Raw genomic sequence first — 19,758 nt, forward strand, 5'->3', positions numbered from 1 at the left:
GTCTACTTGCGAAACTGTACGTCAGATCGGTCAAGCGGGTGAAGCTGCTGCAGCAATTTTAGCGCTGCTCAACTGGCCAGCAACTCAAGCTCTTGCGCGCGTTTGGCTTCGGTGACCGACAGCTCGCCCGGCAGTTCGACATTGTTTTTGCACGCGAGAATCTCCGCCATCACGCTCACGGCGATCTCGGCTGGGGTCTTGCTGCCAATATAGATGCCAATGGGGCCGTGTAATCGCTTGAGTGACGCCTCGGTTTCGTCAAAGTGCTCGATCAACCGCTCACGTCGTTGCTGGCTATTGCGCCGCGAGCCGATCGCGCCGATATAGAATGACGGGCCGTGCAGGGCTTCGAGCAGGGCCAGGTCATCCAGCTTGGGGTCGTGGCTCAGGGCCAGAATGCAGGTGCGCAGGTCCGGCACGAACGCCCGCACCACGTCATCCGGCATGCCCACCACCTGCTCGACACCGGCAACACTCCAGCCCGCCATGTGTTCCGGTCGCGGATCGCACACGGTGACCTTGAAACCATTGAACTGGGCCATGGTAGCCACATACTCGGCCAAAGCGCCGGCGCCGATCAGCAACATCCGGTAGCCAGGGCCAAGGGTGCTGACCATGCGCGCGCCGTCGAAGCTGAATTGCTCTGGGGTCGACGTGTGTTCCAGCGTCGCCGTGCCGCTGGCCAGATCCAGGCTGCGTCGGGCCAGGCCGCCTGCATCCAGCCGCTCCAGCAGCAGGCCAAGGGCTTGATGGCAGGGGTTGAATTCGAGCACCAACTCCAGGGTGCCGCCGCAGGGCAGGCCAAAGCGGTGGGCTTCATCGGCGCTGACGCCGTAGCACACCACCTGCGGCAAACCGTCGCTCACACCGCTGCCACCGTAGGCGCGGGTGTAGCGGTGGACCAGGTCATCTTCGATGCAGCCGCCGGAAACACTGCCGATCACCCGGCCGTCCTCGCGCAGGGCCATCATCGAGCCGACCGGGCGTGGCGACGAGCCCCAGGTGCGGGCAACGGTCGCCAGCAGCACCTGCTCGCCAGCCGCCAACCAGTCGCGGGCGGTGCGCAGGACCATCAGGTCAATGCTTTCCATCGGTGTTCCTTGATCTGTTTGTGCACTATGCAGTCATGCTCGCTGACGGTAATCGCCCCGCGAGCACTCCTGTCTTACTGAGCATCGCAGCATGCTTGAGGTTCCTTTCAACGCATCTGCAGGATGATCGGGCTGCTGCTGGCCGGGTCGGTGTGCTCGCGCAGCTTGGCCACGTCCTTGGCGGGCACTGCAGTGCCGGTGTTGCCCCAACTGCTGCGGACAAAGCTCAGTACCTCGGCGATTTGCTGATCGCTCAGCTGCTCGCGGAATGACGGCATGCGGTAGGCATCCGGTACGCCGGCGGCAACCACCCGTTGGGCACCGTTGAGGGTGATGTTGATGGCCGAGGCGTTGTGCTCGGCCAGCGCAGAGGTCGCTCCGGCCAGTGGCGGCATCCATTCAGCCTGGCCGCGGCCATCCAGCCCGTGGCAACTGGCGCAGGCGGTGACGTAGGTGTGCGCACCAGGTTTGTCCAGCTGCTGCGCTGCCGATACGGCTTGGTATTGCCAAGGCGGGCCATCGCGTTTCGGGTCGCCCGGCAACGACTTGAGGTAGTGGGCGATCGCTGCCAGGTCTTCATCGCTCATGAACTGCGTCGAGTTGTTGAAGGCCTCGGTCATCGAGCCGTAGACCACCGCATGCTGGTTGCGCCCGGTCTTGAGGAAGCGGGCAATGTCGGCTTCGCTCCAGCGGCCCAGGCCGGTGTTGTGGTCATTGCGCAGGCTCGGCGCGTACCAGCCGTCGAGCAAGGCCCCGGAGACGAAGGTAGCGCCGCGCTCGCTCAGGGCTTTTTCATCAAAGGCGATGCCGCGTGGGGTATGGCAACTGCCGCAATGGCCGGGGCCCTGCACCAGGTAGGCGCCACGGTTCCACTGGGCATTCTGCTCAGGCTTGGCGGCGTAGGGTTCGGCCTCGGTGAACAGGCCGTTCCACAGTGCAATTGGCCAGCGCAGGCTCAACGGCCAGGGGATTTCCCCGGGCTTGTTGGGCTGGTTGGCTGCTTGCACGCCCTGCATGAAGAAGGCGTACAGCGCCTGCACGTCTTCGTCGCTGAGCTTGGAATAGGACGGGTATGGCATGGCTGGGTACAACCGGCGCCCGCCGGGCGCAACGCCGTGGCGCACGGCCTGGTCAAACTCGGCCAGACTGTATTTGCCAATGCCATGATCAGGGTCGGGAGTGATGTTGGTGGCGTAAATCGCCCCTAGCGGCGTCGCCATCTTCAGCCCGCCGGCAAACGGCGCGGCGTCCGGCAGGCTGTGGCAGGCCACGCAGTCGCTGAGGCGGGCGACGTATTCACCGCGCTGGACCAAGGCCGGATCGGTGTTGCTCTGGGTTGTAGCGGTAAACGGCGAGGCCGGTTCACGGGTGACGTACCAGGCCAGCAGGCCGGCCGCGATCAGGCACGGCACGGCTAACAGGGCCAAGGGTCTTGCAAGGCTTTTTCGAGTCATGTGCAGGTCGTCCTGGGCCAGCTTAGCTGAAGGTATAGCGTGACAGTGGCATGCTGCGGATGCGCTGGCCGGTCAGCTGCGCTACCGCGTTGGCGACTGCCGGGGCGACCGCAGGCAAGGGTGGTTCGCCGATGCCGCCCATCTTCTCGCCACTTTCGACAATGCGTACATGCACTCTGGCCATGCGCGCCGCTGGCAGAATCGGATACAGGTCGTAATTGCGCGCGCGGGGCTTGCCATCGACATACACCGCTTCTTCGAGCAAGGCTTGCGACAGCCCCAGCGAGACCGCGCCGTTGACCTGAGCCTCGACGATGGCTGGGTTGACGATGCTGCCAGGATCGATGGCCTGCCAGATGTCATGCACTTTGACCTGGCCGTTCTCGATCGAGACTTCAGCGATTACTGCTGCATGCGAGCCAAACGGTGAGGCCATGGCTACGCCGCGGGCACGCTTGCTGCCGTCTTCGGCGGTGAACGGGCCCCGTTTCCAGCCACCAGACAGATCGGCCACCGCCTTGAGCAGGGTGCTCAGGCGCTGGTTACCCTGCAGCAGGTGCATGCGCAGCGCATAGGGGTCCTGGCCGCCTTTGTCGGCCAGTTCGTCGAGGAACGCTTCATAGAAGAAGTCGTTCATCGAGTTGCCCACCGAGCGCCAGTAGCCGAGCATTGCCGGGCCCTTGACGTAGATCTGCGCGACGCGACGGTTGGCGATCGCGTACGACTTGCCGGACAAACCTTCGAGTGCCGTCGGGTCGCCTTTTTCCGCTGGGCTGCCGGCGATTGCTTCGGTCGGGCCTTCGGTAGCGCTGACAGCTTCGATTGCCACCGGCATGCCGTTGGCGTCCAGCCCGGCACGGAACTTGACCACCGCCATCGGCCGTAGCACGTCGCGGACAAATTCTTCTTCGCGGCTCCAGATCAATTTGATCGGCCGGCCGACGGCCTTGGCCAGGGCGATCGCTTGCGGATAGGGGTTGGCGCTGTCGTAAAGGAAATGCCGGCCAAAGAACCCACCGAGCAGCGGCGAGTGCAGGGTGATCTGCGCAAGATCGAGGCCGGTGCGCTTGGCGATGTCGGCGCGGAACATGTCGGGTGCCTGGTTCGGCAGCCAGACTTCGAGCGAGCCATCGTCGTTGTAGCGGGCCAGTGCAGAAGGTGGCTCCAGCTGCGCGTGGTTGACGAACTGATTGTGGTAAGTGGCCTCGACCTTGGTCTTGGCGCCGTCCAGGGCTTTACTGAAATCGCCTTCAAGCTCTTCTTCGCGCTGCGGCCCGGTCTGCGCCGCCAGGTGCTCGCGGAAGCCGTCGCTGGAGAAGTCCGCCGGCATCGGCCGCACCTTGGAGTCCGCAGTCGGCTCCTGCCATTGCACCTGCAGCGCTTCGGCAGCGCGCTTGGCGTGCCACCAGCGCTCGGCAACCACTGCCACTGCGCCCGGCAGCTGATGCACCGAGTGCACGCCCTTCATGGCCTTGACCTGCGCCTCGTTGCGCACACCAGCTACGGTCATGCCCAGGCGTGGCGCGTGCTGCACGGCGGCGTGGAGCATGCCGTCGACTTTCAGGTCGATGGCGTAGACCGCCTTGCCGGTGGATTTGTCGTAGGCGTCGACACGCTTGACCGGCTTGCCGATCCAGCGGAACTGGCTCGGGTCACGCAAGGTAATGCTGTCCGGATCGGGCACCGGCAGGTCCATGGCCGCGCCGGCCAGCTCACCGTAGCTCAGCGAACGGCCGGAGCTGGCGTGAATGACCCGACCCGGCTCGGTGCTCAGCTCACTGACCGGTACGCCCAGCTTGGTGCTGGCGGCCTGCACCAGCATGGCCCGGCCGAGGGCGCCCAGGCGCCGCATGACCGGGTAGCTCAGGCGCACCGACATGCTCCCGCCGGTAATGCGCATGCCGTTTTCCAGCACCACGTAAGCTTCACCGGGCGGCGCGGCTTCGACCAGGAAGGTGGCAGGATCGGCATCCAGCTCCTCGCCGACAATCTGCGCCATCGCCGTGAAGGTGCCTTGGCCGCCTTCCATGAACGGGCTGAGCAGGCGGATGCTGTTGTCTGGGCGGATTTCCAGGAACGCCGGCACCTGAGTGCCCAGCGCTGGGGTTGCCGCTGCAGCGGCTTGTACCCGCGAAGCGCCTAGCGGCAGGCCAAAACCCAGCACCAGAGCGCCAATGGCGCTGCCGGCGAGAAAGCGCCGGCGCGACAGGTTGACCGGTTGATCGAGCGCGAGCAGATCGGCGGGGTAGACGACAGGCTTGGTCATACCACGTCCTCCTGCTTGGCCAGTGCATGCACGGCGTCATGGATCGCGTTGTAGGTACCGCAGCGGCAGAGGTTGATCATCGCCGCAGAAATCTGCTCATCGCTGGGCTTGGGGGTGTGCTTGAGCAGGGCAGTGGCGGCCATGACCTGGCCGGACTGGCAGTAGCCGCACTGTGCGACTTGTTTGTCGACCCAGGCAGCGACCACGCGCTTGCCGACAGCGTCGGCCTCGATGGCTTCGATGGTGGTGATCTCACGCCCGACCACGCCGGCAATCGGCGTCACGCAGGCGCGCACCACATTGCCGTCGACCAGCACTGAACAGGCGCCGCATTGGGCCAGGCCGCAGCCGTATTTGGTGCCGGTCATGCCCAGGTCATCACGGATTACCCACAGCAGTGGAGTATCCGCGTCGGCATCGACCTCGTAGGTCTTTTGGTTGATTCGAAGCTGCATGGCTCACCCGTAATCAGTCGGTTGGATGGAACTCTAGTTTTTATCAGGCCGCCAATGCCCCAGGCCCTGCGCACCCCATGCGGAAAAACTAGCACAAGGTGGTCAAGGCGCAGCCGGCGGCTGCTCAAGCGGTCGGCGGTGTTGCTCATTTGATTCAGTTCAGGCGCAGTGTTTCGATCACGACCTGCATGGCGCGTGAGGTCTCGCGCTGCGCCGAGTAATACAAGTGGTAGCCAGGAAAGCTGCGCCACCACGTTTCAAGCACGGGCACAGCCCGGCCAGCCGCCAGATGGGTGGCAGCCAGATCGTGTGGGACATAGGCCAGACCATGGCCGTCGAGGGCGGCATTGAGCACCTGGTAGATGCCGTTGAACACCAGCCGGCCCTCGACCCGCACGCTGATTTCGCGCTCGCCGTGCTTGAGCTCCCAGGCATACAGGTTGCCCTGGGTTGGCAGGCGCAGGTTGATACAGGCGTGTTGGCTGAGTTGCTCCGGGGTTTCTGGCATATGCCGTTCGGCGAAATAAGCGGGCGCAGCGATGATTGCCAGGCGCATGTCCGGGCTGATGCACACCGAGCGGATGTCCTTGCCCAGGCTGTCCCCCAGGCGTACGCCAAAGTCAAACCGGCCCTGGACGATATCGGAGAAGGCGTAATCGCTGTGCAGCTCCAGGTTCAAGCGCGGGTAGCGCGCCAGCAGGCTTTGCAATTTTGGCCAGAGCAAGCTGTCGATGGCATGGTCGCTGGCGGTGATGCGCACGGTGCCGCTGGGCATGTCGCCGAGTTCGACGACCGCGTGCAGTTGTGCTTCGATCAGCTCAAGGCGCGGTGCCACCTCGGCGATCAAGCGTTCGCCTGCCTCGGTAACCGAGACGCTGCGCGTTGTGCGCGTCAGCAGGCGCACACCGAGGCGCGTTTCCAGGTCGCGGATGGTGTGGCTGAGCATCGATTGCGACATGGCCAACTGTGCTGCGGCGCGGGTGAAGCTGCGCTCGCGGGCAACGACGATCAACGCCTGAAGTTGGCTGTAGTGCTCTCTGGCCATTGCAGCAGTCCTGAAATCCAGTGGTGTGCGCTAATAATTGGCGCAGAGACGACACTGTAGGCGGGATGGGCGGCACTAGAAACCTGCATAAACTGCATGCAGCTATGAGCTTGGTTGATAAATACCGGTGCAGCGTGCGTGGCTGGAGCACGTTGGGCGAGCCGGGCAGGGTAATTGACTAGACGCGCAGTGCCGCAATCAGCAGGGCCATCGCCCCTGACGGTTGCCGTCGGCTGGGGTAATAAAGGTGTAAGCCGGGCCACACCGGGCTGAAGTCTTCGAGCATCTGCAGCAGCTTCCCGGACTGCACATGCTGCTCGACCAGTTCCGCAGGCAGATAGGCGACGCCAAGCCCGGCCAGGACGGCTTCCACGGCGTCGGAGGTGTTGTTGAAGATCAGTTGCCCGTCCACACGCAGATTGACTTCGCGGCCATCGACTGCAAATTCCCACGCCCATAAATTGCCCCGCGTCGGCAGGCGCAGGTTGATGCAGTTGTGCTGCAACAGGTCGCTTGGTGTGTGCGCCATACCGTGATGCTGCAGGTAAGCCGGGGTAGCGACAACTGCATAGGGCGCATCCGCAGCGATGCGCACGGCGATCATATCCTGCGCCACTGCCTCGCCGAGCCTGACCCCGGCATCGAAACGTTCGGCAACAATGTCGACAAAGCCGCTGTTGGTCGACAGCTCGACCTTGATCCCCGGATGTGCCGGCAAAAACAGCTTGAGCTTGCTCATCAGCACCGCCCGCACGGCGTGATCGGAGGCGGTGATGCGGATCGTGCCGGTAGGGCTGTTGCTCAACTCGGTCAGCGCCTGCAACTGCATATCGATGGCCTCGAATTGCGGTGCGACGTTCGCCAGCAGTTGCTCGCCGGCCTCTGTCACCGTCACATTGCGCGAGTTGCGTGACAGCAGGCTGACGCCCAGGCGGGCTTCCAGGGCGCGTACGGCGTGGCTGACGGCTGTCTGTGACACACCCAGCCGCGCTGCCGCTTTGGTGAAACTGCGCGCGTGCGCGACGGCAAAGAACACACTCAGGCCGGAGAACGCATCGCGCAAAGTCTTGGGGTCCATGGAGGGCACTTCACTGGAGAACTGTCGGGCAAACTACAGGGATGGTCTGACGATGAACAGCGTTCTGATCGAGCGCTGGAGTGAGCAGATAGGGCTAGGCGCTGCCTATAAGAGGCATGACGATTCAGGCCGCTGGTTTCGCTCGTTTGGCAATGAGAGATCACTTGGCGGCCCCAAGATCAGCGTTGCTGGCGTTGCTCCAGACGCTGGGCGAACTGGCCAATCACTTCAACCACCCGCTGCGCACCGTGCTGAATATCCTCGATCACCGCGCCAGCCTTGTGCGCCAGCTCAACACCTTGCTCGGTCTTCAGCGTACTCGCCTGCATGCTCGCCACAGCCTGGCGGGCCAGTTCGCGGTTCTTGCCGACCACTTCACTGATCGCCACGGTGGCCTTGCTGGTGCGTTGCGCCAGGTTGCGCACCTCATCGGCGACCACGGCAAAGCCGCGGCCTTGGTCGCCGGCGCGGGCGGCTTCGATTGCCGCGTTGAGGGCCAGCAGGTTGGTCTGCTCGGCGATGCTGCGGATAGCATCGACAATGGTGCCGATCTGATCGGACTGCTCACTCAGCGCACTGATCGCCTGGCCCATCTGCGTGAGCTCGTCGGCAATGCTCTGCACCATGTTTACGGTCTGTTGCACCACTGCAGAACCCTGCTGGGTACACTCATCGGTGTGCTGCGACGTCTCGAAGGCCACCAGTGCAGCTTGCGATTCGGCCTCGCGCTGCTCGATCTCAGAGGTGATATCACTGGCAAACTTGACGACGCCATAGAGCTTGCCGTGCTCGTCATACAGCGGGTTGTAGGTAGCCTGCAGCCAGACGGTGGCGCCGCGACTGTCCAGGCGCGGGAATTGGCCTGCCTTGAACGTGCCACGATTCAGCGCTGCCCAGAACTCGCGATAGGCGTCACTTTTCGCTTCGCTGGCAGAGCAGAACATCTGGTGATGCTGACCGCGTATCTGATCCAGGCGATAGCCCATGACCTCGAGGAAGTTGGCGTTGGCATTGATCACGCGCCCGTCGAGAGCAAACTCGATGACGGCCATCGAACGTTCAATGGCGTTGATGAAGCTGGCCTGTCCCTTGGCGTGCTGCTGGGCTACACCATGCTCGTCCTGAAGCGTGGCGACGGTCTTGCGCAGCGCAGCCACTTCGGCCTCGAGCGCGGCTTGACGGGTGTGTTCCGCATGCAACAACTGCTGGTGGGTGCTGGCGCGGATAAGCATGGCGGCGGGCCTCGGGGACAAAATCTGCGTGTTGGCACGGTGCCCACACAGGAGGTGCCATTAAGCCACCACCGCTAATATTTGTACAAATATTTATTGTTGTACAAGTATGAGAACTTAAGTGCCCCGTTCGCGGTCAGGCTCACTTCCAGCCCAGCAGCCACCGGGTGGAGTCGCGCAGTTCCTGCCAGTCGAACACTTCACTGCGCCCGGTCAGCACCGCCTGCAGCTCGACTTGCAGCGGCGTGCCTTCGTCATCACACAGCAATTGGGTGACGATGAAGTGCTTCTCGCGGTTTTGCGGTGCGCGTGCTGTCCATTTCGACAGCGCCAGTTTGCGGGGGTTGAACCTGTTCATGAGAGCTCCATGCGCGGTGGCTGCTGATATCTTTGCGTCTAGGCTATAGACTTATACACGCATTGCGGATTGTACAAGAATCGCCATTTTGTCACAGGGAGCTCCCACATGACCGACGCTACCCGTACTACCTCGATCACCTTGCAGCAGTTGCGCAGTCTTGCTGATGCGGATTCAGTCGACGAGCTTGAGCTGCTGTCCCTGGAGGGCGGCATTTACCTGCTCAGGGTGCGTACCGCAACAGGCCTGCAGACTTTGGCCGGTGAGGGCGGCAGGCCGATGCACCTGCGCTCGTCGACGCACTTGCGCAGTTTGCTCGCGGGCTTCCCGGCAATGCGCTGTGTGCTCGTCCAGCATGTAGTCCACGATGAGATGTGCGGCCAGCGCGAAGGCCAGATCGAGCCATTGCGCCTGCCATTGTCACTGGAGCAGACGTGGTAGCCGCAAGTACTCCGCGACTGGGCCTGATACTCGGTGACCAGCTGTCATTCGACCTGAGTTCGATCCAGGCACTGGACCCGCAGCGTGACATCCTGCTGCTGGCCGAAGTGCAGAACGAGGCGAGCTACGTGCCGCATCATCCGCAAAAAATAATCATGATTTTCAGCGCGATGCGACACTTTGCTAAAGCTTTACGTGAGCATGGTTGGCAAGTGATTTATGTTGAACTCGATGCTTCCAGCAATACCCATAGCCTGCCCGGCGAAGTCCAACGCTGGCAGGCCGAGCTTGGTGCAAGCGAAGTGCACTTCACCGAATGCGGCGAGTGGCGCCTTGAGCAAGCGTTACGCAGTTGCCCGGTAGCTCAGGTGTGGCACCCTGACCGGCGCTTTCTCTGCTCGCGCCAGGCCTTCGCCCGCTGGGCGGCAGGCCGCGAGCAGCTGCGGATGGAGCAATTCTATCGGTCGATGCGCAAGCGCTGCCGGCTGCTGCTCGAAGACGATGGCAGCCCGCTGGGCGGCGCCTGGAACTTTGACCGCGACAACCGCAAGAGCCTGCCACGCACTCTGCGCGGGGCGTTCCCGGCGCGGTTCAGCCAGGACGCGATCACCCAAGCGGTGGTGGCGCTGGTGCGCGAGCGCTTTGCCAGCCACTACGGCAAGGTCGACGGCTTCGACTACCCTGTCGATCATGCCCAGGCGCAGGGTCTCTGGCAGCACTTTCTCGACTTCGGCCTGGCCGCCTTCGGTGATTATCAGGACGCCATGGCTGAAGGTGAGCCGTTTCTGTTCCATTCACGCATCAGCGCGGCGCTGAACATCGGCCTGCTGGATTTGCGCCAGCTGTGCAGCGATGTCGAAACCGCATACCGCCAGGGCCGCGTGCCGCTGAACGCGGCCGAAGGCTACATCCGCCAACTGATCGGCTGGCGCGAGTACGTGCATGGCATCTATTGGCTGCGCATGCCGGAGTACGCCGAGCTCAATGCCTTTGGCAACCAGCGTCCGCTGCCCGAGTTCTATTGGACCGGTAACACCGGCATGCGCTGCATGGCTCAGGCGATCGGGCAGACCCTCGAGCTGGGCTACGCACACCATATTCAACGGCTGATGATCACCGGCAACTTTGCCTTACTCGCCGGCATCGCCCCGGCGCAGATCTGCGAGTGGTACCTGGCGGTATATCTGGATGCCTTCGAGTGGGTCGAGTTGCCCAACACGCTGGGCATGGTCATGCATGCCGACGGCGGCTACCTGGGCTCCAAACCCTATTGCGCCAGCGGCCGCTATATCCAGCGGATGTCCGACTACTGTGGCAACTGCGTTTATCAGGTCGAGCAGTCGCTGGGCGAGCAGGCTTGTCCGTTCAACGCGCTGTATTGGCACTTCCTCATGCGCCATGAACAGCAACTGGCGCTCAACCCGCGGCTGGCGCAGGTCTATCGCGGCCTGGCCGGGATGGACCCGCAACGCCGAGAAGCGCTGTGGCAGCGTGGTGAGACGCTGCTGGCCAGGCTCGACGCAGGAGAAACGCTTTGAAAAAAGCCCATCTGCCGCAAAAGGACTGCCCGGTCTGCGGCTTGCCGTTCAGCTGGCGCAAGCGCTGGGAGCGGTGCTGGGATGAAGTGAAATATTGCTCTGAGCGCTGCCGCCGAGCGCGGCGCAGCGCCCCGGGCGAGGACACTCAGGCGGATTGCTGAGCGCCACGCTGGAACTGTTCGATTATCGAGCATGATCCGCTTTTGAGCGCTCAATTTTGGCCAAAAGGCGCCGAACGTAATGGGTAGTGCAGCTCACCCTTCGCATTCGGAAGTCTAGCCATGTCCTTGCGCCACTTGAATATTGCCACTCGCTCTTACTTGAGTTTCAGCCTGATCGCCGCACTGGTGGTGATCCTCGGCGTGTTTTCCATCAACAAGATCTCCACCATGCGCGAAGCGGTGGTGTACACCGAACAGGTGACCAACGTCGGCACGCGCTACCTTGGCGAAGTGCGCAGCCACATGCTGGGGCTGCGTATCATCACCATGCGCATGGCCATCGCCCGTCAGCCTGCACAACTGGCGCCCACCCTGGCGCGCCTGGAGGAGCTCAAAGGCCTGCTGGACAAGGGCCTGCAGGGCTACAGCGCGGTGATGCCGGCGCAGGCCAAGCCGGTGTTTGCCGAGATGCAGCAATTGATCAGCCAATATCGGGTACTGCTCGACCAGTACAAGGGCTTGTCCGATCAGAATCGGCTGGAGCCGATGCAGGGCATGCTCAGCGGCACCATGCAGGATATCTCCACCCGCACCGGAGAGCTGTATGACAGCCTGGTCAAGCTCAGCAGCGAGGCGGCCGCCGCACATACCGCAGAGGCCCGCGAGGACTATCAGCGCGCCTTGTGGCTGACTGCGAGCGTGGTCGGCCTGGTGCTGCTCCTGACAATCAGCCTGGCCTGGCTGCTCACCCGCAGCATTGTCAGCCCGCTACGTGCGGCGATTGCCGTGGCCCAGGACATCGCCGCCGGTGACCTGTCGCAGGCGGTGGTGGCTAGCGGCAACGATGAAGCCAGCCAGTTGATGCGTGCACTGGCGGCCATGCAGGCCAGCCTCAAGGATGCGCTGCGCTTGATCGGTGACTCGTCCCAGCAACTGGCAGCAGCCAGTGAACAGATGTCGGCGATCACTCGGCAGACCTCCACTGACCTCAGCCGGCAAACCGACGAGATCCAGCAAGCCGCTACGGCAGTTACCGAGATGAGCGTGGCGGTGGAAGAGGTGGCGCGCAACACCGTCAGCACCTCGAGCATTTCACGCGAGTCCGAAGAAGCGGCCCAGCGCGGGCGCGAGCGGGTAGCCGAAGCCATTCGCTCGATTGGCAAGATGCGCCATGACGTGCAGGAGGCCTCGGCGCAGATCGAGGCGTTGTCGGTGCAGTCGCAGGAGGTGGGCAAGGTGCTGGATGTGATCGGTGCGATTGCCGGGCAAACCAACCTGCTGGCGCTCAATGCGGCCATCGAAGCCGCACGGGCCGGTGAGGCTGGCCGAGGCTTTGCGGTCGTGGCCGATGAAGTTAGAGCGCTCGCGGCGCGTACCCAAAGCTCGACGCTGGAGATCGAGGAAATGGTCAATGCCATCCGCACCGGCACCGCGCGGGTAGTCGCTTCGATGCTCAGCAACAGTCAGCAGGTTGCGCATACCCTCGAGGTGGCGGAGTTGGCCGGCGAGGCGCTGGATGAGATCACCAGCGGCGCCTCGAGCATCCACGAGCGCAACCTGGTAGTGGCCAGCGCCACCGAAGAGCAGGCGCAAGTCGCGCGCGAGGTTGATCGCAACCTGCTGAACATCCGCGATCTGGCCCTGCAGACCTCGGAAGGCGCCGACCAGATCAGCACAGCCAGCCAGGAACTGGCCAACCTGTCGATTGGTTTGAACGGGATGATGAAACGCTTTCAGCTGTGAAACACCCTAGCCATTAAAATAAACCGCCCTCAGGCCAGCATTACATCGTTTTTCAGCGCTGCTGGCCTTCCCTATAGTCCTCGCATACCCAAACGGAGCACCGACGTGCTCCCTTGATGCGAGACTGGCTATGAACAACAAGAAAACCCTCGACGCCAAGGTCGGCGCCGGCACCCGCGTAGTGTGGGGCGGCGAGCAGGTCAGCCACCCTTACAACGCTACCCAGACCCCGATTGTGGCCAGCGCCGCCTATGGCTACGACGATATCGATACCTGGTATGACGTGGCGCTGGGCAATCAACCTGGGTTTATCTACAGCCGCATGAGCAACCCCACCGTTGCCGTGCTTGAAGACAAGCTGTGCGCGCTGGAGGCCGCCGAGTCCGCAGTCGCCTTCAGCTCTGGCATGGCCGCCATCAGTGGCGTGCTGCACAGCCTGCTGGCCTGTGGCCAACGGGTGGTGTCGACCCGCGACAGCTATGGCGGTACCAACAAGATCTTCGAAGAGTTCCTGCCGCGAATGGGCGTTGAGGTAACTCTGTGCGACACCTACGACACCGAGGCCATCGAGCGAGAGATCGCCCGTGGCTGCAACGTGGTGTACCTGGAAACCCCCACCAACCCGACCCTGAAGGTGCTGGACATCCGCCGCCTGGTCGCAGCGGCCAAGCGGGTAGGGGCGCTGGTGGTGGCGGACAATACCTTCGCCACGCCGTTGAACCAGAACCCGCTGGCGCTTGGCGTTGACGTGGTGGTGCACAGCGCGACCAAGTTCCTCTCCGGCCACGGCGATGTGCTGGGCGGTATTGCCTGCGGCGCTGAAGCACTGATGAGCAAGGTGCGCCACTACCGCGAAATCAACGGTGCTGCGCTGGACCCGTTCTCGGCCTACCTGATCATCCGCGGGATCAAGACGCTGGCCCTGCGCCTGCGTCAGCAGCAAGCGAGTGCCCAGGCGCTGGCGGAGTACCTGTGCACCGAGCCTTTGGTCGAAGCAGTCAACTACCCGGGCCTGGCCCAGCACCCTGGGCATGCCATTGCCCGCGCGCAGATGCGTGGCTTTGGCGCGATCGTCAGCTTCGTGCTCAAAGGTGGCATGCGCGATGTAGCGCAGTTGCTGCCGCTGCTCAAATACGCCCACCGTGCCGGCAACCTGGGTGCGGTCGAAACCATCTATGGCCCGGCGCGCACCACCAGCCATGTTGAAAACACCCTGGAAGAGCGTCAGGCACTGGGCATTTCCGAAGGCCTGGTGCGCATCTCGGTCGGTATCGAAGACACCGCCGACCTGCTCGCGGACCTGCGTGATGCCTGCGCCGTGTTGCGCGAGCGACAGCGTACGCAACCTCAGTGCACTGCAGTGCACGCCTAGCGTGAGCTCAAGGCCTGGCGATAAAAACGTCGCCAGGTCGCTTCATGAAAACCGACAATAACAACAACTGCTGGCTGCCGAACTCACCGTGGCGTCATCGCGGCGGGACGTGTTCGCCATCACTTTCATGAGAATAAAACCATGCACTCTGAGCACAATGACGCACAGGCCGGCAGCGGCCCTGCGTTCAACAAAGACATGCAAACCCGCCACATCGTCATGCTGGCGTTAGGCGGTGTGATCGGCACCGGCCTGTTCCTCACTTCCGGCTACACCGTCAACCAGGCCGGCCCGCTGGGCGCAGTGATTGCCTACATGATTGGCGCGGTAATGGTCTATCTGGTCATGGTCTGCCTGGGCGAGCTTGCCGTGCAGATGCCGGAAACCGGCTCGTTCAGCAGCTACGCCACCCGCTACCTGGGCCCCGGCACTGGCTACACCGTGGCCTGGCTGTACTGGCTGACCTGGGCGGTGGCCATCGGCTCGGAGTTCACCGCAGCCGGCATCCTGATGGTGCGCTGGTTCCCGGAAACGCCGGTGTGGATCTGGAGCGCGCTGTTTGCGCTGGCGGTGTTCATCAGCAATGTGGTGTCGGTGCGGCTGTTTGCCGAAACCGAATTCTGGCTGTCGCTGATCAAGGTCCTGACCGTGGTGGTGTTCATCGCCATCGGCGGTGGCGCGATCTGCGGGCTGTTCGATGTGCAGCATGCGCAGGGCGCGGGGCTGAGCAACTTTACCCGTGAAGGGTTGTTCCCGACCGGCTTCCTGCCGATCGCCATGACCTTGCTGGCGGTGTCGTTCGCGTTCTCCGGGACCGAGCTGATCGGCATTGCCGCAGGAGAGGCGGCCGACCCGCAGACCAGTGTGCCCAAGGCGATCCGCACCACCATCGTGCGCTTGGCGCTGTTCTTCGTCGGCACCATCTTCGTGCTCGCCACCTTGCTGCCGCGCGAACAGGCCGGCCTGGTCGAAAGCCCGTTCGTGCTGGTGTTCGAGCTGATCGGCATTCCGTACTCGGCCGATATCATGAACTTCGTGATTCTCACCGCGCTGCTGTCGGCGGCCAACTCCGGCCTGTATGCCGCCTCGCGGATGCTCTGGACCCTCAGCGATCAGGGCCATATGCCCAAGTGCTATGCACGCCTGTCGCGCCGCGGCACGCCGGTCAACGCGATCATCCTGAGCATGGCCGGCGCCGTGGCCTCGTTGCTCAGCAGTGTGTTGGCGCCGGATACCGTGTACCTGGCACTGGTGTCGATTTCGGGGCTGGCCGTGGTGGTGGTGTGGATGAGCATTGCCGCCAGCCAGATTGCCTTCCGCCGCCATTACGTAGCCAACGGCGGCCGGGTCGAAGATCTGCACTTTCGCGTGCGTGGCTATCCTTGGGTGCCCCTGGGCGCGATCGCTTGCTGCCTGCTGGCCTGTATCGGCATCGCCTTTGACCCGGCGCAACGGGTAGCGCTGTACTTCGGTCTGCCGTTCATAGCCTGGTGCTACTTCGTCTACTGGGTGACCCGCAACAAACGTGCGCAACGCCTGCGCGCCGAGGCTGGCGTGCAGCGTCCGGCTAGCGCCGCCTGAGCCGCACAAGCGATAGTGCACGCAGTCAATTGCCGAAGAGGTTGCGCCGATGAATCAAAAAACCCTACCGCCGCTGAATTGGCTGCGGGCGTTCGAAGTGTCGGCGCGTTACCTCAACTTCACCCACGCGGCCGAGGAGCTGTGCCTGACCCAAGGCGCGGTCAGCCAGCAGATCCGCCAGCTGGAGAGCCACCTTGGGGTCGCGTTGTTCAAGCGCCTGCCACGCGGGCTGGGCCTGACCGAAGAAGGCCAGTCCTACCTGCCGGTGGTGCAGGACGCCATCAGCCGGCTGGCGGTGGGCACCAACGAGATCTTCGGCCACAACCAGCGCCGCCCGGTGAAGGTGCGTGGCAGCTTGAGTTTTCTGCAGTACTGGCTGGCACCGCGGCTGGCGGATTTCTGCCGAGAGCACCCGCTGATCGACATCCGGTTCATCAGCAACCTGTGGGTGAAAGAGCCTGACGGTGAAGATGACCTGGAGATCCGCTGGGGTGCCGGCAGTTGGCCGGGGCTGGTGTCGCAGCGCTTGACCTGGGATGTGCTGCAACCGGTCTGTTCGCCGGCGCTGCTCGCCGCCGCTCCCCTGCAACACCCGCGCGACCTGGCCCGGCATGCGCTGCTGCATGTGCTGGGTTATGAAGAGGGCTGGGGTTATTGGCTCAAGCGAGTCGGTGCCGATGCCGTGGATTACTCGCGCGGTTTGCAGTTCGACACCATGGTTTCCACCTTGCGCATGGCCGAGCTGGGCCAGGGCGTGGCCTTGGCGCGCTCATCCATCGCCGAGGATCTGCTCGCGTCTGGCGCGCTGGTCGCGCCGTTCAGCCAGCGTATCGAAGCCAGCGAATCGTTCTATCTGGTCCGCGCCCAGGGCGAAACCCTGAGCGCCGAGGCCGCCGCATTTTCCACCTGGCTGGTGGCACAGGCCCATCGCCATTTGTAGACCTTATCGCGTAGCTCTTATCAGGAGTCACCATGCATTACGTAAGCACCCGCGGCGCAGCTGGGCTGGCCGATTTTCGCCGGGTAGTGCTCTCCGGGCTTGCCGACGATGGCGGCTTGTTCGTGCCCCAGGCTGTGCCGCAATACACCCCGGAGCAGATCGGCAGCTGGTCGTGGCTGCCGTTCGACGAGCTGGTCTGGCGGGTGGTCTCGCCCTACGTGGGCGGAGCAATGGACGAAGCTGCGTTGCGCGCGCTGCTCAGTGACAGCTACCGCGACTTCGATCATCGGGCGATCACGCCGTTAAGGCAGATCGGCCATAACGAATGGATTCTGGAGCTGTTCCATGGCCCGACGCAGTCGTCCAAGGACTTTGCTGCGCAGTTGCAGGCGCGCCTGGTTGCGCACTTTCTGCCGCAACAACAGGGCAGGGCGCTGGTGATCGGTGCCACCAACGGCGAGACCGGGCTGGCCGCGATCGAGGCCTTTGCTGGCTGCGCCAACGCTCAACTGGCCGTGTTGTACCCCGAGCAGGGTGTGCCGCCGGCGCAGTTGGCGGCCTTGCACCAGGCAAACCCGCAACAGGTCGCGCTGATTCCGGTAGCGGGCAGTTTTGACGACTGTCAGACCCTGGTGTCGCGCCTGCTGCGCCAGTGGCCGTTGCCTGAGGTGACGCCGATCTGCTTCAACTCGACCAACTGGGTCGGGGTGCTGGCGCAGATCGTCTATTACTTTCACGCCGCGCTGCAGCTTGGCGGCGGCACGCGGCCGGTGGCCTTCAGCGTACCCGCGGCGAGCTTTGCCGAAATTTACGCAGGCTACGTCGCGCAGAAGATGGGCTTGCCGATCAACCAGGTGATCGTTTCGACCAACAGCAACGACGCCCTGCATCACTTCATCCAGCGCAACCGCTACTCGACCCGGCAAAGCAGCCGCACCTCGTCGCCGGCGATGGACTTCTCGCTGTACTCAAACCTCGAGCGGTTTATCTGGGAGCTGTACGACCATGATGGCCATGCGGTGAGGGCGTTGATGGAGCACTTCGAGGCGTGCGGTGAGCTGAGCATCGGCAATCAGCAATGGTTACGGGCGCGGGTGCTGTTCGACTCACATGCGGTTGAGGAGCTGCAGATTCGCGAAGAAGTCCTACGCTTGTTTGCCGAGACCGGCGCGGCGGTTGATCCACATACTGCCGTGGGCGCGTTGTCTGGGCGGATTCAGCGACGCAGCCTGGGCGCGCCGATGGTCACCCTCGGGCAAATCGCGCCGAGCAAATCGGCTGGCCTGCTGGCGGAGCTTGGGGTGTGGCCTGGCCCGGTTGCCGCCCTGGCCGAACCGGACGAGGTGCGCACAGGCCTGCAAACGGGCGATCTGGCCAGCTTGATCCAGGCGCTGCGCCAAGCAACGCAGGCGCGGCCATGAAGCGCATTCTTGATCCACTGGACGAACATATCCTGGCCGAGCTGACCGCCAATGCGCGTATCGGCCACGCCGAGCTGGGCGCCAAGGTCAATCTGTCGCGTAACGCGGTGCGCCAGCGGATCGAGCGGCTGGAGCGCGATGGCGCGATCCAGGGCTATACCATCCGCCTCGGCGACTCGCGGCGGGCCTCGTCATTGATCAGCGCGGTGATCTTTGTCTACCGCTATGACCGCATGCGCGGCGCCGATGTGCTGGCCGGCTTGCGCGGCATTCCCGAGGTGGTCCAATGCGAAGTGCTCAGCGGTGAGTTCGACCTGATGCTGCGGGTCAATGCCGCCTCGCCCGAGCGTGTGCACATGGTCTGGAAAGAGATCGCCGGCATGTCCGGGGTGGAAAACACAGTGACCTCGTTCGTGCTCTCGGCCGAGCACTGAGGCGAGCAAAACGACCAACAAATGCAGCATTCTGACCAATTCAACTGACTGCGGTGAACACTTAGGCTGACTCCATCAAACAACGCCTGAGAGCAACGCAGACATGACTGAATATAAAATTGCATTGGTGGGTTTTGGTGGGGTCAACCGTGGCCTGGCGCAACTGGTTGCCGAACGTAATGCCTGCTGGCAGGCAAGTTTGGGTTTCAGCCTTAAGATCGTTGGCGTCAGCGATATCTTCCTCGGCTCGATCGTCAACCGCGACGGTCTCGATGCCGCCCAGCTGGTGGCCCTGCCAGCCGAGAAAGGCGCCTTTGCCAAGCTGCACGGTGGCACCGCCGAAGCTTTCACCGAGACAGTGATCAAGCAATCCGGCGCTGACATCATCGCGGAGGCGACCTTCACCAATCCTGTCGACGGCGAACCCGCCACCACCTTCTGCCGCTGGGCCCTGGAAAGCGGCATTCATGTGGTCACCACCAACAAAGGCCCGATTGCCCTGCACGGCAGTGAGCTCAAGGCGCTGGCGCGGCGCAACAACGTCGCTTTCGAGTACGAAGGCTCGGTCATGAGCGGTACGCCGGTGATTCGCCTGGCCAGGCAGGCGCTGGCCGGAGCTGAAGTGCAAGGTTTCGAAGGCATCCTCAACGGCACCTCCAACTATGTTCTGACCCGCATGCAGGAAGGCCTGAGCTTTGCTGCGGCGGTCGCCCAGGCGCAGCAGTTGGGCTACGCCGAAGCTGACCCAAGCGCCGACGTCGATGGCTATGACGTACGCTTGAAAGTGGTGATCCTTGCCAACGAACTGCTCAACGCCAAGCTGCAGATCAGCGACGTGGCCTGCTCGGGTATCAGCAACATCAGCGCTGAAGACATCGCCACCGCCAGCCGCAATGGCCAGTGCTGGAAGCTGATCGGTGCGGCCCAGTGCCAGGCCGATGGCTCGGTGCAAGCCAGCGTCGCTGCACGTTTGTTGCCGCTCAGCCACCCACTGGCCGGTATCAGCGGGGCAACCAATGCGGTCTCGTTCACCACTGAGCTGGTCGGTGCAGTCACGGTGTCCGGCCCGGGTGCAGGCAAGATCGAAACCGCCTTTGCCTTGCTCTCGGACATCGTCGCCATCCACACCAGCCAGCAGCAGTAAGCGG

The 19,758-nt window shown here is 63.2% G+C and carries 18 protein-coding genes and 1 pseudogene; 10 read left to right on the forward strand and 9 right to left on the reverse strand.

Annotated elements, in window-relative coordinates:
• Positions 1-68: 68 nt before the first annotated feature.
• The 9 genes and pseudogenes from K3F44_RS06210 to K3F44_RS06245 form a co-directional block, all read right to left on the reverse strand.
• Positions 69-1,091: an XdhC family protein gene (locus K3F44_RS06210; RefSeq protein ID WP_150569322.1), complete on the reverse strand. Its 1,023-nt coding sequence runs from the start codon at positions 1,089-1,091 to the stop codon at positions 69-71.
• Between the two features lie 107 nt (positions 1,092-1,198).
• Positions 1,199-2,545 (reverse strand): cytochrome c, encoded by a 1,347-nt coding sequence (locus K3F44_RS06215; RefSeq protein WP_150569321.1) that lies wholly within the window; start codon positions 2,543-2,545, stop codon positions 1,199-1,201.
• A gap of 22 nt (positions 2,546-2,567) precedes the next feature.
• Positions 2,568-4,811: a xanthine dehydrogenase family protein molybdopterin-binding subunit gene (locus K3F44_RS06220; protein WP_188035875.1), complete on the reverse strand. Its 2,244-nt coding sequence runs from the start codon at positions 4,809-4,811 to the stop codon at positions 2,568-2,570.
• The gene (locus K3F44_RS06225) at positions 4,808-5,266 is read right to left on the reverse strand and encodes a (2Fe-2S)-binding protein (protein ID WP_150569319.1); all 459 of its coding nucleotides are present in this window, start codon (positions 5,264-5,266) and stop codon (positions 4,808-4,810) included. Before K3F44_RS06225 ends, K3F44_RS06220 begins: the two co-directional genes overlap by 4 nt.
• A 154-nt stretch (positions 5,267-5,420) precedes the next feature.
• Positions 5,421-6,311 carry a LysR family transcriptional regulator gene (locus tag K3F44_RS06230; protein ID WP_150569318.1) on the reverse strand — a complete coding sequence of 297 codons (891 nt, stop codon included), beginning with the start codon at positions 6,309-6,311 and terminating at the stop codon, positions 5,421-5,423.
• A gap of 178 nt (positions 6,312-6,489) precedes the next feature.
• The gene (locus K3F44_RS06235; protein WP_150569317.1) at positions 6,490-7,389 is read right to left on the reverse strand and encodes a LysR family transcriptional regulator; all 900 of its coding nucleotides are present in this window, start codon (positions 7,387-7,389) and stop codon (positions 6,490-6,492) included.
• A gap of 179 nt (positions 7,390-7,568) precedes the next feature.
• Positions 7,569-8,090, reverse strand: a complete 522-nt coding sequence (locus K3F44_RS25070; protein WP_224786378.1) for a methyl-accepting chemotaxis protein — start codon at positions 8,088-8,090, stop codon at positions 7,569-7,571.
• Positions 8,091-8,120: 30 nt separating this feature from the next.
• Positions 8,121-8,621 (reverse strand): annotated as a pseudogene (locus tag K3F44_RS25075) (PAS domain-containing protein); the annotation flags it as partial.
• A 142-nt stretch (positions 8,622-8,763) separates the two neighbouring features.
• Positions 8,764-8,979 carry a TIGR02450 family Trp-rich protein gene (locus tag K3F44_RS06245; protein ID WP_101319202.1) on the reverse strand — a complete coding sequence of 72 codons (216 nt, stop codon included), beginning with the start codon at positions 8,977-8,979 and terminating at the stop codon, positions 8,764-8,766.
• Positions 8,980-9,114: 135 nt separating this feature from the next.
• Between K3F44_RS06245 and K3F44_RS06250 the strand changes: the two genes are divergently transcribed.
• The 10 genes from K3F44_RS06250 to K3F44_RS06295 all read left to right on the forward strand — a co-directional run bounded on the left by K3F44_RS06250 (position 9,115) and on the right by K3F44_RS06295 (position 19,754).
• Positions 9,115-9,420: a DUF6482 family protein gene (locus K3F44_RS06250; protein ID WP_101323011.1), complete on the forward strand. Its 306-nt coding sequence runs from the start codon at positions 9,115-9,117 to the stop codon at positions 9,418-9,420.
• Positions 9,414-10,958, forward strand: coding sequence for a cryptochrome/photolyase family protein (locus tag K3F44_RS06255; RefSeq protein ID WP_220633569.1), 1,545 nt, complete (start codon positions 9,414-9,416; stop codon positions 10,956-10,958). Before K3F44_RS06250 ends, K3F44_RS06255 begins: the two co-directional genes overlap by 7 nt.
• Positions 10,955-11,119, forward strand: coding sequence for a DUF2256 domain-containing protein (locus tag K3F44_RS06260; RefSeq protein ID WP_220633570.1), 165 nt, complete (start codon positions 10,955-10,957; stop codon positions 11,117-11,119). The genes K3F44_RS06255 and K3F44_RS06260 overlap by 4 nt, the downstream gene beginning before the upstream one ends.
• A gap of 120 nt (positions 11,120-11,239) precedes the next feature.
• Positions 11,240-12,862, forward strand: a complete 1,623-nt coding sequence (locus tag K3F44_RS06265) for a methyl-accepting chemotaxis protein (protein WP_220633571.1) — start codon at positions 11,240-11,242, stop codon at positions 12,860-12,862.
• A gap of 130 nt (positions 12,863-12,992) precedes the next feature.
• Positions 12,993-14,234 carry a cystathionine gamma-synthase family protein gene (locus K3F44_RS06270; protein WP_101319210.1) on the forward strand — a complete coding sequence of 414 codons (1,242 nt, stop codon included), beginning with the start codon at positions 12,993-12,995 and terminating at the stop codon, positions 14,232-14,234.
• A gap of 141 nt (positions 14,235-14,375) precedes the next feature.
• A complete protein-coding gene (locus tag K3F44_RS06275; RefSeq protein WP_103437260.1) occupies positions 14,376-15,815 on the forward strand; it encodes an amino acid permease in 1,440 nt (479 codons plus the stop codon).
• A gap of 49 nt (positions 15,816-15,864) precedes the next feature.
• Positions 15,865-16,755, forward strand: coding sequence for a LysR substrate-binding domain-containing protein (locus K3F44_RS06280; RefSeq protein WP_220633572.1), 891 nt, complete (start codon positions 15,865-15,867; stop codon positions 16,753-16,755).
• 32 nt (positions 16,756-16,787) lie between these two features.
• On the forward strand, positions 16,788-18,176 hold the full coding sequence (gene thrC, locus K3F44_RS06285) for a threonine synthase (protein ID WP_220633573.1): 1,389 nt from the start codon (positions 16,788-16,790) through the stop codon (positions 18,174-18,176).
• Positions 18,173-18,610: an Lrp/AsnC family transcriptional regulator gene (locus K3F44_RS06290; protein ID WP_103437263.1), complete on the forward strand. Its 438-nt coding sequence runs from the start codon at positions 18,173-18,175 to the stop codon at positions 18,608-18,610. Before thrC ends, K3F44_RS06290 begins: the two co-directional genes overlap by 4 nt.
• A gap of 103 nt (positions 18,611-18,713) precedes the next feature.
• Positions 18,714-19,754 carry a homoserine dehydrogenase gene (locus K3F44_RS06295; RefSeq protein ID WP_220633574.1) on the forward strand — a complete coding sequence of 347 codons (1,041 nt, stop codon included), beginning with the start codon at positions 18,714-18,716 and terminating at the stop codon, positions 19,752-19,754.
• Positions 19,755-19,758: the final 4 nt, after the last annotated feature.

It is taken from the genome of Pseudomonas sp. S07E 245, assembly GCF_019599025.1.
In the GTDB taxonomy this organism is placed as follows: Bacteria; Pseudomonadota; Gammaproteobacteria; order Pseudomonadales; family Pseudomonadaceae; genus Aquipseudomonas; species Aquipseudomonas shirazensis.

Bases quoted from the DNA above. Each gene is read 5' to 3' on its own strand.
- K3F44_RS06210 (WP_150569322.1), bottom strand. From the start codon at position 1,091: ATGGAAAGCATTGACCTGATGGTCCTGCGCACCGCCCGCGACTGGTTG.
- K3F44_RS06215 (WP_150569321.1), bottom strand. From the start codon at position 2,545: ATGACTCGAAAAAGCCTTGCAAGACCCTTGGCCCTGTTAGCCGTGCCG.
- K3F44_RS06220 (WP_188035875.1), bottom strand. From the start codon at position 4,811: ATGACCAAGCCTGTCGTCTACCCCGCCGATCTGCTCGCGCTCGATCAA.
- K3F44_RS06225 (WP_150569319.1), bottom strand. From the start codon at position 5,266: ATGCAGCTTCGAATCAACCAAAAGACCTACGAGGTCGATGCCGACGCG.
- K3F44_RS06230 (WP_150569318.1), bottom strand. From the start codon at position 6,311: ATGGCCAGAGAGCACTACAGCCAACTTCAGGCGTTGATCGTCGTTGCC.
- K3F44_RS06235 (WP_150569317.1), bottom strand. From the start codon at position 7,389: ATGGACCCCAAGACTTTGCGCGATGCGTTCTCCGGCCTGAGTGTGTTC.
- K3F44_RS06245 (WP_101319202.1), bottom strand. From the start codon at position 8,979: ATGAACAGGTTCAACCCCCGCAAACTGGCGCTGTCGAAATGGACAGCA.
- K3F44_RS06265 (WP_220633571.1), top strand. From the start codon at position 11,240: ATGTCCTTGCGCCACTTGAATATTGCCACTCGCTCTTACTTGAGTTTC.
- K3F44_RS06270 (WP_101319210.1), top strand. From the start codon at position 12,993: ATGAACAACAAGAAAACCCTCGACGCCAAGGTCGGCGCCGGCACCCGC.
- K3F44_RS06275 (WP_103437260.1), top strand. From the start codon at position 14,376: ATGCACTCTGAGCACAATGACGCACAGGCCGGCAGCGGCCCTGCGTTC.
- K3F44_RS06280 (WP_220633572.1), top strand. From the start codon at position 15,865: ATGAATCAAAAAACCCTACCGCCGCTGAATTGGCTGCGGGCGTTCGAA.
- thrC (WP_220633573.1), top strand. From the start codon at position 16,788: ATGCATTACGTAAGCACCCGCGGCGCAGCTGGGCTGGCCGATTTTCGC.
- K3F44_RS06290 (WP_103437263.1), top strand. From the start codon at position 18,173: ATGAAGCGCATTCTTGATCCACTGGACGAACATATCCTGGCCGAGCTG.
- K3F44_RS06295 (WP_220633574.1), top strand. From the start codon at position 18,714: ATGACTGAATATAAAATTGCATTGGTGGGTTTTGGTGGGGTCAACCGT.